This window comes from Wolbachia endosymbiont (group A) of Dendrolimus pini, from assembly GCF_964026835.1.
Classification (GTDB): domain Bacteria; phylum Pseudomonadota; class Alphaproteobacteria; order Rickettsiales; family Anaplasmataceae; genus Wolbachia; species Wolbachia pipientis.
Genome location: NZ_OZ034702.1, coordinates 1,231,922 through 1,246,190, shown reverse-complemented (window position 1 = coordinate 1,246,190; position 14,269 = coordinate 1,231,922). Strand labels below are relative to the sequence as shown.

At 36.1% G+C, this 14,269-nt stretch carries 9 protein-coding genes and 1 tRNA gene; 5 read left to right on the top strand and 5 right to left on the bottom strand.

Features of this window, described 5'->3' with window-relative positions:
* The first annotated feature begins 213 nt into the window (after nt 1–213).
* On the top strand, nt 214–1,407 hold the full coding sequence (locus AAGD66_RS06205) for a bifunctional 2-C-methyl-D-erythritol 4-phosphate cytidylyltransferase/2-C-methyl-D-erythritol 2,4-cyclodiphosphate synthase (RefSeq protein WP_010963060.1): 1,194 nt from the start codon (nt 214–216) through the stop codon (nt 1,405–1,407).
* Between the two features lie 992 nt (nt 1,408–2,399).
* Here AAGD66_RS06205 and AAGD66_RS06200 read toward each other — a convergent pair.
* The gene (locus AAGD66_RS06200; protein ID WP_264723861.1) at nt 2,400–3,464 is read right to left on the bottom strand and encodes a 5-(carboxyamino)imidazole ribonucleotide synthase; all 1,065 of its coding nucleotides are present in this window, start codon (nt 3,462–3,464) and stop codon (nt 2,400–2,402) included.
* 99 nt (nt 3,465–3,563) lie between these two features.
* Between AAGD66_RS06200 and apaG the strand changes: the two genes are divergently transcribed.
* A complete protein-coding gene (gene apaG / locus AAGD66_RS06195) occupies nt 3,564–3,965 on the top strand; it encodes a Co2+/Mg2+ efflux protein ApaG (protein WP_179951370.1) in 402 nt (133 codons plus the stop codon).
* 234 nt (nt 3,966–4,199) lie between these two features.
* Nucleotides 4,200–5,081 (top strand): Rpn family recombination-promoting nuclease/putative transposase, encoded by an 882-nt coding sequence (locus AAGD66_RS06190; protein WP_264339551.1) that lies wholly within the window; start codon nt 4,200–4,202, stop codon nt 5,079–5,081.
* 10 nt (nt 5,082–5,091) lie between these two features.
* Here the strand turns inward: AAGD66_RS06190 and AAGD66_RS06185 are convergent, their stop codons facing one another.
* On the bottom strand, nt 5,092–6,690 hold the full coding sequence (locus tag AAGD66_RS06185) for an ABC transporter permease (RefSeq protein ID WP_265024516.1): 1,599 nt from the start codon (nt 6,688–6,690) through the stop codon (nt 5,092–5,094).
* 259 nt (nt 6,691–6,949) lie between these two features.
* Between AAGD66_RS06185 and AAGD66_RS06180 the strand changes: the two genes are divergently transcribed.
* The gene (locus AAGD66_RS06180) at nt 6,950–7,777 is read left to right on the top strand and encodes a rhodanese-related sulfurtransferase (protein WP_264723859.1); all 828 of its coding nucleotides are present in this window, start codon (nt 6,950–6,952) and stop codon (nt 7,775–7,777) included.
* 178 nt (nt 7,778–7,955) lie between these two features.
* On the opposite strand, the gene topA is transcribed toward AAGD66_RS06180, so the two are convergent.
* Entirely contained in the window at nt 7,956–10,406 is a 2,451-nt protein-coding gene (gene topA / locus AAGD66_RS06175) for a type I DNA topoisomerase (RefSeq protein ID WP_264723857.1), read from the bottom strand.
* Between the two features lie 276 nt (nt 10,407–10,682).
* The gene (gene terL / locus AAGD66_RS06170; RefSeq protein WP_265041048.1) at nt 10,683–12,134 is read right to left on the bottom strand and encodes a phage terminase large subunit; all 1,452 of its coding nucleotides are present in this window, start codon (nt 12,132–12,134) and stop codon (nt 10,683–10,685) included.
* Nucleotides 12,135–13,188: 1,054 nt separating this feature from the next.
* Between terL and AAGD66_RS06165 the strand changes: the two genes are divergently transcribed.
* Nucleotides 13,189–13,262, top strand: a tRNA-Arg gene (locus AAGD66_RS06165).
* An 8-nt stretch (nt 13,263–13,270) separates the two neighbouring features.
* On the opposite strand, the gene AAGD66_RS06160 is transcribed toward AAGD66_RS06165, so the two are convergent.
* A complete protein-coding gene (locus tag AAGD66_RS06160) occupies nt 13,271–14,221 on the bottom strand; it encodes a complex I NDUFA9 subunit family protein (RefSeq protein WP_264339548.1) in 951 nt (316 codons plus the stop codon).
* Between the last annotated feature and the right edge of the window lie 48 nt (nt 14,222–14,269).

Here is a 14,269-nt window from a genome sequence, read left to right as displayed (position 1 = left end):
GTTGAAAGTATTTTACGATTTGTAATACTATCGTTTTTTACTAAAATTTAGTTGTTTAATCCGCAGGCAAAGATAGATTTTGAGCTCTCTAAATATCTCTTTTGCTATTATAATTATGCTAGTTAATAGGGGAAGTAACTTTTATATGATGTCAGAAATTTTATTTTTCGGAAAGAATCTTGGATAGAGAGGAAAGCTTCTACAAAAAGAAATATGTGCGCTAAGAAATACAAAATAGCAGCATTAATAGTTGCAGCGGGAGTAGGCAGTAGATGCAATTCTACGATTCCTAAGCAATATATAAAACTGGCAGGTAAATCTGTTTTATTTCATACAATTAAAAGATTTCTGGCTAACCAATATATAGATTACATAAGAATAGCAATTAATAGAGACCATGAAAGTTTCTATGAGAAAGCTATATCACTAATTACAGACACTAAATTACTAAGCCCTGTATACGGAGGAGAAAACAGGCAAAGTTCAGTTAAACTAGGGCTTGAAAGCTTACAAAAAATTAACCCAGATTTTGTAGTTATACACGATGCTTGTAGGCCTTTTGTGTCAGATGTTCTGATAGATAACTTGGTTGAATCTATGATTAATGATCAATATACAGGAGTAGTTCCAGCAATAGAAGTTGAAGACACTATGTCATTGGTGAGTAATAGTTTTATTGAATCTACGATCTCAAGAGGAAAGCTCAGAGCCATACAAACCCCTCAAATTTTTAATTTCAAAGAATTATTATCATGCCATCAATCAGTCAAAGAATTTACTGACGATTCATCACTAATGGTAGAGCACAAAAAACATGTTGCGATTATTAAAGGTGAGAAAAGCAATTTTAAGTTAACCACAAAAGAGGATATCAATATGGCAAAGCTTCTTTTTGAAGAGCCAAAATTTCGTGTCGGAGCCGGTTATGATATACATAAGTTCATTAAAGTTCAAAATGGTGCTGAAAGCTTTATAAAAATTTGCGGTGTGAAAATTGAACACAACATGGCAATAGAAGCGCACTCTGATGGTGATGTTGCAATACATGCAATCGTTGATGCAATACTCGGAGCACTGGGATGTGGCGACATAGGAGAGCACTTTCCTCCTAGTTCCTCTGAATGGAAAGATTGCAATTCATCTCACTTTCTTGACTTTGCTGCTAAAAAAGCAAAAGAAAAAGGGTACAGCGTGTCTAATTTAGATATTACTATAGTTTGTGAAGAGCCTAAAATATCGCCTTACAAAGTAGAAATGAAGAAATTCATATCAAAAGCATTAGAAATTGATGATGAATTTGTAAATATCAAAGCAACCACTGCAGAGAAATTAGGTTATATTGGAAGAAATGAAGGAATAGCAGTGCATGCTTCTGTGTTATTGCATACAAACTTTTATTGGAAATAGAAACGAAAAAACTTACTTGACACCCTTCGCCAGCCCCCTTATCATGAAACTGAAGCTATTTATTTATCTTCTCTGTACAGATTAAATGACAAAAAAACTCAACGTATTTGGCGTCTCATGTTTAATTTTTTGCACTATGTGCACCTTATGTCTTTATCAAATTTCTAGCTATACAAGCTAAAATGCGCTTATAAAGCATTTAAAACATCAAAAAACGCCAACTTAAAAAATGGATAGTGAGTAATTAGCTACCCTAGGTTTTCTTTGCCTTTTTTTCTGTTTAGTAAATTTCTTAATGTTTATAATTTAGATTAGTTGCGGCTTAAAAGCAGATGAATCGCGGTTATTAAACGTTTAGAATAAAAAAACGCCATACTTGAAAGTATAATGTAAGTATAGCACTTCTCGCAATAGTCCGAATAGGATAAGATATGTGCTTATGGCTATGGTAGAGCAGTAGCATATTATGATCTGTTCGGATTATTGTAAAAAGAGCTATAACTAGCCAACCACGGGGCTTCTTTTGCCTTTTTTTTCGTTTGGTAAATTTCTTAAACATTTATGGCTAAACGACAACCGTCATCCCGCTACGTGTTAGCGGGATCTAGAGATACCGCGGCGGCATGACGTAGGACTGCTGTCATTCAAGTAGCTGACGCTGGAATCCAGCCTTGCTGTAATCTCATCAAGAACGTTGTGTTTTAACATAAGATCAGCCACTTTTATGCTTACCAACTTAATAAAATTCCTGGATCCAAGTAGTCAGGCTACTCGGATGACACCTTCATAAAGTGAAATGAGATCCCGCTAACAAGCAGCGGAATGACGGGAAAAGAGGTGCTGGGATGACACCTTCACAAAGTGAAATGAGATCCCGCTAACAAGCAGCGGGATGACGGGAAAAGAGGTGCTAGAATGACACCGTTTACTATGTAACATCTCATCATATCACAATGTTCGTACAGTTGTGGCAGTATGACGTAGAAAAACTGTTAACTTAAATCTATATTGACATGTCCCATTTTACGCTTATCCCTAACCTCTTTTTTCCCATATATGGTTAAACTAGCTTTTTCGTTGCTCAAATACTTATGAGAATCATATATATCATTACCTATTATATTTTTCGTCATACAAGGAAAGCGTAATACTACTTCCTGCATAGGTAACCCGCATATTATCCTAACTAGCTGTTCAAATTGACTAACGTTACATGCATCCAAGCTCCAGTGGCAAGAATTGTGAGGTCTGGGAGCTAGTTCATTAACTAACAATTCGTTATCCTTAGTAACAAAAAATTCAATAGCCAGAATTCCTATTACATCAAGCGCATTTGCTATTTTCTTTGCAGCTCGTTGTACCTCTTGAGTTAATTTACTATCTATTTTAGCTGGCACTGTTGAAGTATCAAGTATTCCATCAACGTGGTAATTTTCTGCTATAGGAAAAAAAGCTACTTTACCGTTTTTATCTCTTGCAACGACTATTGAAACCTCTTTCAGTAGATCAACACTTGCTTCAAGAATGTACTCTGTATTCCAATCAAAGGAAGCAAATTGCTTCACTTCAGAATCATTCTCAAGCACATATTGCCCTTTTCCATCATAACCCATTTCTGTTGTTTTCAGCCTTGTTGGATAGCCAAAAGCTCTACTGCTTTTCAGTAGCTCATTATAATTTTGTATACTCTTATAGTTAGCAGTTTTTATACCCAAGTTTTTAATAAAATCCTTTTCTCTCAGTCTGTTCTGCGAAATGTGTAACGCTTTTTTACCCGGATAAAAATTTACATCGATATCAATTGCACTACATGGAATATTTTCAGACTCAATAGTAACTAAATCCACACTCTGTGCAAAAGATTCAAGAGCTTTCTTATTAGAGAAATCTGCTATTGTGAAATCATCAGCAACAGAGCAAGCCGGATCGTCTTTAGCACTGGCAAAAACATGTATTTTTTGTCCAAGTTTTGTTGCAGCGATAGCAGTCATTTTACCTAATTGTCCACCACCTATTATTCCTATTACTTTTTTGCTAAGCGCATCTGGTTCGTTCATACTATAAATTGATATTTCCTAATTAAAGTATACTTGAAAAATCTATGAAAAAAGCATATAATTAGAATATTATCTTTTTATCATGAATATTCTATAATGATTCTAGAATACACATTGACTACCAACTTTGTTGAAGTTACAGTTTTACCAATTTACATTGAAGAGCAATCCATTCCTTATGAAAATTGCTATGTATGGATGTATAACGTTAAGATAAAAAACAAAAGCCAATCAACTATTCAATTGTTAAGTCGTCATTGGCAAATAATAGATTATAAGGGAAAAGTAAATGAAATTGCCGGAGTTGGTGTTATCGGAGAACAACCTGTGATAAAATCTGGAGAGGTATTTAAATACACAAGTGGAACATACTTAAATGTACCGTCAGGAATAATGCAGGGTAAGTATGAATTTCTGAATGAAGAAAGCATAAAAGTTTTTGAAGTTATGATACCACCCTTTTCTTTGGATAGTCCATACATCAAAACTAGACCCCATTAACTGTCAAAATAGTTTATTTGTAACCAGACTGCATTCTGTGATTTTTAGCAAAGCACGATACACAATCGTCATCCCGCTACTTGTTAGCGGGATCTATGCTAAGATACCGCGAATGAATCGCGGTATGACGGTTCGTGGCGGTTATGACGTGTTAGCTATAGCTATCTTCAAAAATATGGTTGAATAATTGTTAATAATAGTGTATAATTATTAATATTTTCAAGCATTTTTGCCATGGCTCTTTCAAAATTTCTCGATCCTCGCAATGATTTGTGTTTCAAAAAAATCTTTGGAACGGAAAAAAATAAGAATATCCTGATCCACTTTTTGAACGATATTTTAGGGTTTACTGAGATAAATGCAATACAAGAAGTTGAGTTTCTTAGCACTATTATGGATCCCGAAGTTGCCTCTGATAAACAAAGTATTGTTGATGTTCTCTGCAAGGATTCTCACGGAAATAGATATATAGCAGAAATGCAGCTCGCTAGAGACAAGGGCTTCGAAAAACGCGCTCAATTATATGCCGCTAAAGCCTACTCAAGACAATTAGATAAATCTGGCAACTACATTGATTTAAAGAAAGTCTTCTTTATTGCTATATCAAATTGTAACTTACTTCCTGAAGAAGTTGATTATATTTCTACTCACAATATACGTGATATAAAAACTAACGGCCATTACTTAAAAGATTTTCAATTTATCTTTATAGAATTGCCCAAATTTTCAAAAAGTAAAGTAGAGCAGCTAGAAAGTACAATAGAAAGGTGGTGTTTCTTTTTTAAATATGCAGAAGAAACAACAGAAGAGGACTTAAAAGAGATAGCAGAAAAAGCACCAATAATAAAGCTGGCGTATGATGAGTTAGACAAGTTTCGTTGGAACGAAAAAGATTTAGTAGCCTATGAAGAAAGGATAATGGATCTACGCAAAGAAGAAGCCATTCTTGAATACAGACTTGATCTTGCTACTGAAAAAGGCAAAAAAATTGGTAAAGAGGAAGGGAAAATTGAAGTCGCAAAAGCAATGCTGGCTAATAATGTTGATGTCAACACTATTGTCAAGTTTACTGGCCTTTCTATTAGTGAGATTGAAGAATTAAGTGGAAATCTGTGAACGGTTACGTTTATTTTTTATCCTTATCATCAAGTGTAAATAAGGTTATTGTAGAGATTAAGCCTATTATAACTATTATTAACGAAAATGGGGCAGCTTCTCTATAGCGCTCATCGCTTACAAGTTCATATATTCTAGTTGATATAGTTTCAAAATTAAATGGTCTTATAATGAGTGTTGCTGTGAGCTCCTTGATAGTATCCATAAATACGAGCAAAAATCCCGATAATATACTCTTCTTGATGAGAGGGATATGAACATTCAAACATGTGGAAATAGGTCCATGACCCATGGTATATGCAGTCCACTCAATTTCATTTGGTGTTTTTTTGAGCCCTGACTCTACCGCCTTGAAAGATATAGCAAAAAAACGGAATAAATATGAGTAAACTAATGCGCCAATAGTTCCTACTAAGCTAATTTCCACAACATATTGAGTAATGAAAGAGGATATTCTGCTTAAAAATATTATTATACTAATTGCGATAATTGCATTTGGAATTGCGTAGCCTAAAGAAATGAGACGTGCTACATTATTGATTACCTTATTTTTACGCGCCGTATATCCAATCATTATTGCAATGCTAATTGAGATTAGTGCGGTAATAACTGATAAACTAATGCTATTTGCTATTATGTTATAGAATCTTGCTTCGTATATGAACAACCCCTTCTCTATGCTCCAATATATGAGCGGAATCATTGGCAAAATAAAACCTATTAATATCGGCAATACACACATAAGATAAGCAAAGATCAACGGTATAGCGCCACTTATACTCCGTTTATTGTGATAATCTGAATTGGTATTGATTGAAGAGTAAGATATTCCTTTTTTTTGTAGTTTTTTTTCGATAGCTATTAGTATCACAACGAAAATTAATTCTGCAACTGCTAAAACAGTAGTTGAATATTTGTCATGCAGTAAAAACCAGGTGCGATATATTCCTGTCGTAAAAGTATCGATAGCAAGAAACTGTGGTGTGCCGAAATCTGTAATTACTTCCATTAGTACCAAAGACAACCCAGCTATAATTGATGGGCGTATGGAGGGTATGATGACAGAAAACAGGCTCTTCAATGAGGAGAACCCAAGCGTTGACGCAATAGTGACTGAGTTACTAACATTCTTTAGACTTGAGCGGACTAACATATAAACGTATGGATATAGGCTGAATCCCATTACTAATATTCCACCACCTAGAGATTTTATTTCAGGAAACCAATAGTCACCTTTGCTCCACTCTAAAATGTCTCTTAATGAGCTCTGCACCGGACCTGAAAACTCTAGTGTATTTACATAGACGAACGCTACTATATATCCAGGAATCGATATTGGAAAGAATAAAGCAATCTCAAAAATTTTACTTCCAGGAAATGAAAAAAATGTAGTGAGCCAAGCTGGAATTACTCCAAATATGAAGGATATTCCCCCCACTCCTATCATCAAAATTAACGTACTCAGTATATATTCAGGGAAAAGTGTGCTGATTACCCATCCGGAATTTGTTGTATCTGTAAATAGAATTGATATTAATGATAATATTGGACAGACGAATAATATACTTACTAGAAATAAGAATATATTTTTAAATACTCTTAAAAACATTAATTTGAATCTATATTTTATATTAAAATGTTATATGTAAAAACTGAAGATATCCAGTAATTATAGCTAATCCAAGAAAGGTTTCCCTACGTCATACCGCGATTCATTCGCGGTATCTCAGCATAGATTCCGCTAACGAGTAGCGGAATGACGAATTTGTTGTTTTTCAAATTGTAGAGCCACTTTAGCTATAACAGCCGTACTATTGAATATCTTTATAATTTTGTATATCATGTTTTTAGTTGATAAGTGAATAATCATGAGCTTCGTCATTGCAACTTTCTATCATTTTGTAGAACTTTCTAATTATTATGACATGAAAGACGAAATAAAAGCTACATGCAACAACGTTGAGTTAAAGGGCACTATACTCCTTGCAGAAGAGGGTGTTAATGCAACAATATCTGGTGAAAGAAACGCAATTGATAAAATATTCGATTTTCTACGTTCTGATTATAGGCTAAGGGACCTTACATGGAAAGAGAGTGCAGCAGAATATCAACCATTTAGCAAGATGAAGGTAAAATTAAAAAGAGAGATTGTGAATCTTGGTGTAAGCAATCTTGATATTTCCCTTAAGGGTAAATATGTTGATCCAGAGCATTGGGATGATTTTACTTCTCAACCTGACGTTTTAGTAATAGATACACGAAATGAGTATGAAGTGAAGTTAGGCAAGTTTAAGAATGCAATTAATCCACACACACAATGTTTCCGTGAGTTTCCTCAGTGGACAGAGTCATTTTCTGAGAGTAAAGACCTGAAAGTAGCTATGTACTGCACTGGTGGAATTAGATGCGAAAAATCAACAGCGTACATGAAAAATCTTGGATTTAACGATGTGTACCACCTGAAAGGCGGCATTCTTTCTTACCTCGAAAAAACTCATAATAAAAATAATAATTGGGAAGGTGAGTGTTTTGTTTTTGATGATAGAATTGCTGTTGATAACTCACTTACTCCAAGCAACACAATAAAATGCATACTCTGCTCAAATCAAGTTTCAACTGATAAACTGAAATCAGTTCCACGTGGCCAAGTGGTTTGTTCTGATTGTAAACTTCAGTGTTATAGCTATAATAAATAAAACATCATACTGCTGCAGTTGTATGCACGTTGTGATTTGAGAGCAACCTCTACCAGAAAGGGTGTCATGCCAGTGCCCAGACACTGGCATCCAGGTTCTTTTTTTCTAGATTCCAGCGTCACACGCTGGAATGACAAAAAAGCTGATTTTTAACGTAGATAATGGTTATGCAAGAAGTCTATTTCTTACCCTTAATCAGCTCTAAAGCCTTCTTCAAATCTATGCTTTCAATATCTGCACTCTTGCCCAAAGCAACGTTTGTTTTACCGCATTTTATATAGAATCCGTACCTACCGTTGCAGATAAAAACTTCTTTTCCTTTTTCATTAAGCCCGAGAGATTTTAGCTCTTTGCGTGGACTGTTTGCAATAATTTGTACAACTTCGCTCAATTCTGTATTCAGCACCTCTTTGGAGCTTTTCTTAAGAGAAAAGTATCTACCATCATAGAAAATATAGTACCCAAATCGCCCAAGGCCTATTTTTACTTCCTTTCCGGTTTCAGGGTGTTCTCCGATTACTTTTGGCAAGGAAAGTAACTGAGTAGCGGTGCTCAGATCAATCTCATTAACATTTATATCTTTTGGTATGGAAACCGTTTTTTTCTTTTTTAACTCGTTATTAAACTCCAGATAAAGTCCAAAAGGACCCTTTTTAATTACTACCTCTTGTCCTGTTATATCATCTATACCTAAACTTTTTGGATATTCTGAATTGTCGTTACTACCTGTAATTTCTTTTGTATGGTTGCATTCAGGATAGTTAGAACATCCAAGGAACACCCCGGCTTTTCCAAAGTTCAATTTCAATATGCCATCAGAGCAAGCAGGGCATTTTGTATTCACCTCTTTTCTTCCTTCTTCTGAACAAAACCAATCGACTACCAAATTGTGAATGCCGCTGAAAACTTCATCATGCGTCATTTGCTTGACAGAGTTTACATGACCAAAAAATGGCACCCAAAAGTGGCCTAACTCTTTTTTCCAATCTGCATGTCCATTTGAAATTAAATCAAGCTTTTCTTCCATTTGTGCTGTGAAATCATACTCTACACAACGCTGAAAAAAAGTTTCTAAAAATATAGTAACGATTTTACCACGACTGCTTGGAATAAACCTTTTGCTATCCAATGAAACGTACTCACGATCTTGTAATACCGAAATAATTGTTGCATAAGTTGATGGTCGACCTATACCGATTTCTTCCATTTTCTTAACGATACTTGCTTCACTATAACGAGGTGGCGGTTGAGTGAAATGCTGTTTTGGCTCAACTGAAATCAGCTTACACGCTTCCCCTTCCTTCATGGCAGGTAGCAGGCCTTCATTTTCGGCTTCCATGTTATCTTGATAGACTTTATAAAAACCATCAAAGAATATACTTGATCCACTTGCTCGCAGAATTACTTTCTGGTCAGTAGAACTAATTTCAACTACCACTTGATCAAGGATCGCCGATTCCATTTGACTTGCAATGGTTCTTTTCCAGATTAAATCGTACAATTTAAATTGCTCTGGCGTTAAGTAATCCTTAATACTACCCGGCGTTCTACTTATATCAGTTGGACGAATTGCTTCATGTGCTTCTTGAGCATTTTTGACCTTTTTTACATATTTACGAGGAGACTGCGGTAAATATTTATCACCATATAATGACTTAATTGACCCTCTAATTGAGTTTATAGCCTCATCTGCAATATGAAACCCATCTGTACGCATGTAAGTTATCAACCCTACAGTTTCACCACCAATATCGATACCTTCATATAAATTTTGCGCTATGCGCATAACACTTTTCACATTAAAATACAGTTTATTCACCGCATCTTGCTGAAGACTTGAAGTAATAAACGGAGGAAGCGGGTTTCTCTTAACTTGCTTGCGTTCTACTGTGCTTACAGCATATTGCCTTGATTCAATCTCCCTGACTAAGTTCTTTGCTTCTTCTTCATTCTTAATATCAAATTTTTCTAGCTTTTTATTGTCATAGTGGCTTAGCATAGCAAAAAAAGCCTCATCTTTGCTATTTTGCATTTCTGCTTTTATGCTCCAATACTCCTGTGTTATAAATTTACTAATTTCATCTTCTCGTTCGCATATAATCTTTAATGCAACAGACTGCACTCGCCCTGCAGACTTGCTTCCCGACAATTTTGTCCACAGCAGTGGTGACAAACTAAATCCAACTAGATAATCCAAAGCTCTACGTGCTTGTTGTGCACGCACTAAATCCATATTAATTTCACGTGGATTTTTTATTGCTTCTTGTACTGCTCTCTTTGTTATCTCATTAAAGACTACTCTATAAATGTTGTTTTCATTACTGATTGCTTTCTTTTCTTTTAATGTCTCTATCACATGCCAAGCCATTGCTTCCCCTTCTCTGTCTGGGTCTGTTGCAAGATATATATCTGATGCTTTACTTGCTGCTTTTACTAGCTCTTTTATATATTTTTCTGCTTTTTCAATGGTTTCATACTTTATAGCAAAATCATTATCAGGATCGACAGAACCGTTTTTTGCTGGAAGATCCCTCACATGTCCAAAGGATGCAGCTACTTTGAACTCTTTACTCAAATATTTACCTATTGTCTTTGCTTTTGCAGGTGATTCAACTATTAATAACGCCATACTGTTAATTATTTTAGTACTTAAAGATAATATGTTGAGAAATATACAATGAAAAGTAAAAAAATATTTTAATAGGTCTTGTGAATTTTACAAAGTAGGTTCTTGACCCTCTTTAGAAAACCCTTGGATGTTGATATTTTCAAGCGACTTTGAAGGCTCATTACAATAGTATATGATCGCAGCAGCAACGAGAAGCTAGATTCCAGTGTCAGCTACTTGCATGACAAAAAAAGGAGCGCTGGGATGACATCCTCCCTTGTGGAAATTGCTCTCAAATCACAATGCCCGTACAGCCGTAACCCTGGAGGTACTGTTTCTCACCCACTGGAGATATTGCACGGTACTATCTACTTGATCATCGTGTCGAGTTTCAGGAAACATTAAAATCTCATACTCAAAATCGTTCAGCCATACTGCTTGATGTGGCAGAAAAACCTTGCCAGACTCTATAATCGGAACAATTTGATGAAATCGAGTGAGCTTGTCATCATGTGGCACTATTTCAATAATCGGTAAATCACTGTTTGTCTTTAGCTCTTGCACCAATTGTTGACCACTTGTTTTTGCTTCGATTAAAATTGCGTGTGGCGTCCATCTTGCAGCTAGTGACAAAACCTGTTCTTTAAGCTTTGGATACTCAAGCTTTGCGCGATATACGTCGAGTAAATAGAATTTATTATCTATTTTTGCCCAGGTGGTGCAGACACTAAAGTTGCTCATGTTACTTGTTGAAACCGCAGTATCCCAACTTTGTGTTACATGCGAGAGATTATCAGGAACATTTTTATAGCGCTTTAGCCACTCTCGTTTGACTATACCACTTGAAAGCGGCAGAGGGTTTTGTTGATATTGAGCAGCAAAAGCGTAACTCCCAAGTTCAGCTTTTATTATCTCAACTTCTTCTTTTCCTCCATCGAGGGGATATAACAACTGACCTTCTTCTCTTGAATATAATATCCTTACAGGTGACGCTGGTTTATTATATAATCGCCTGGTCGCACAGTGCTGAGCTACTCGGATGATAGGAACGGGAGGTATTGGCTTTTTGATTGAATAAATAACCTGCTTATTTTCAGAAATCATTGGCAAACAAATATGATGCCATATGTTTTTTGGCTTGGAGAGAAGGTGTCCAGTTAAGTCCTCCTGGTGTAGCCTGTGCATTACAAGAACGATGACTCCTTTTTTTCTATCGTTCAGCCTGGTTACTAAAGTCTGATCAAACCAGTTTGTGGCACGCTTTCTAAGCGTTTCACTCAAAGCTTGAGCAGAACTGAGCGGATCGTCCACAATGATAAAATCACCACCTTCACCAGTTAGTGTTCCACCAACTGATGTTGCGATTCTGTATCCTCTCTGCACTGTTTGAAATTTATATTTGGTATTCTGGTCTTTGGATAGTTCTATCTCTGGAAATAGCGCTCTATACCAACTAGACTGCATCACGCACCTGGTGTCGAGCGAGTGCTTTTCGCTGAGCCGCTGAGAATAACTTGCAACTATTATTCTCGCAGTTGGTTGGTTTCCCAGTATCCATGCGGGCCACGCAACGCTTATGCACATGGACTTCATCGAGCGCGGAGGCATATTGAATATTATTCGTTTCACTTCACCAGCGCTCGCTGCTTCCAGCCTGTCTGCTATGACTTTTATATACTGATAATCGTTATACTCACACCCCGGCACTACCGTTTGAAAGCACAGTTCAATGAATTTTAGAAAGTTCATGATATAATGTTGAAACCAGCGCGTAACGCTGGGATGACAGAAAAAGGAGCACTGGAATGACACCCTACTTAACCGTCATACCGCGATTCATTCGCGGTATCTCTTAACATAGATCCCGCTAACACGTAGCGGGATGACGAATTACTTAACCATCATTACACCGTCATACCGCGATTCATTCGCGGTATCTCTTAACATAGATCCCCTACTATACCTTAACATAGATCCCGCTAACAAGCAGCGGGATGACGAGCTTATCTTCATGCCGCCACGAACCGTCATGCCGCCGCGAACCGTCATACCGCGATTCATTCGCGGTATCTCTAGATCCCGCTAACACGTAGGGGAATGACGAGGTCATGCCGCCGCAAACCGTCATACCGCCGCGGTATCTCTTAGCCGCTAACACGTAGCGGGATGACGGTTGTTGTTTAGCTATAAATATTAAGGAATTTACCAAATGAAAAAAAAGGCAAAAGAAGCCCCGTGGTTATTATCCGCTTTAAAATATTGGCGTTTTTTATGTTTTAAATGCTTGACAAGCGAGATTCAGCCGCTTTTAATTGCAACTAACCTACGCTGCAAATGTTTAAGAAATTTACTAAGCAGAAAAAAAGACAAAGAATCCCCGAGTTAGCTAGTCTTTTACTATCTCTGTCGAGTATTGGCATTTTTTGATGTCTTGTAACGCTTTATAAGCGCGTTCAGCTTATTTAGATAAAAATCTAGATGTAGATGAAGTTTTGTAAAGACATACAGTATCTATATACTGCAAAAAATTGAACATAAGACGCCGATACATTAAGTAATCCTTACCTTTTAATCTGCAGATTGGCGAAAGCAAATACAATAGCTTCACTATCATGATAAGGGCGCTGGTGGAGTTTGTCAAGCAACTTTCTATATAATATTTTCTAAAATAAATAGACTTCTCGCATCCAATTTCGGTAGCGCGCGACACACAACTGCAATGACAAGGTTTTGTAAGATAAACATCATATTCACACGAAGTACTTGACTTCACTTGTACTAAGAAGCATTTTATATATGTTGTGTGCCCGTAGCTCAGCTGGATAGAGCAACAGCCTTCTAAGCTGTGGGTCGTAGGTTCGAATCCCACCGGGCACACTCTTTTATCAATACTTTCTATAAATCTTCAAGTACTCTGGCACCACATTTTCAATTGCTAATGGTCGAACCTTCATTGTTTCAAGGTCAACTGACTTTTCGATTGAACTATTCATCATAACTTTCACCTGATCTTGAGTAAGCATAGGGTTCGTATCTCCGGTTATTGGTTTTAGCAGCATAGAAATAATTTTATTTTCTAAAAAGAAAGCTATTAACTTTGCCATTGGAAAAGATACATTGATCAACAAACACTTTCTGTTAGTAACATTCAGAATAAACTTCAATAAGCTTTTGAAAGAGTAAACCTTTGGTCCACCCATGTTATAAATTTTCTTGTCTTGCTTATTAAAACTGATAATACGATATACCACTTCAGCTAAGTCTGTTACACATATTGGCTGAAATTTAGTTGTTCCATTGCCAATTAGTGGTAAGAAAGGAAGAATAGTTGCTAATCTTGCAAATTTATTAAAGAAGTTGTCTTCTTTACCAAATACAAGGCTTGGCCTAATTATTATTGCTTTTTGAAATGCTGAAGTTACAGCTTTTTCACCTTCCAATTTACTTTTGGCATATTTTGACAACTTGCTATTTTCTATTCCCATAGCAGAAAAATGTATCATCATAGGTACATTTTTCATTTTTGCAGCTTTTGCTATCCTTTCAGCTATTTTAACGTGAACAGCGTAAAAATCGTGCTTTTTTGCTTCATATAATATTCCCACTAAGTTTATAGCTACATCACATTCTTCCATACCATCCAGAACTGATTTTTCATCAAAAAAATCGCCTTTAAATATTGATATTTGTCCTAAATTGCCACACAATTTTAAACAAGCAGCTTTTTCCTGATTACGAGTGAATATCTTTATTAAATATCCTTCTGCTGCCAAGCGTCTTACGATGTGTTTCCCTATAAACCCCGTTCCACCAAAAATAATTACACGTTTTATCACAATTAAAGTTCCTAATAATTTGTTACTGTAAATTAATACAATGATTTC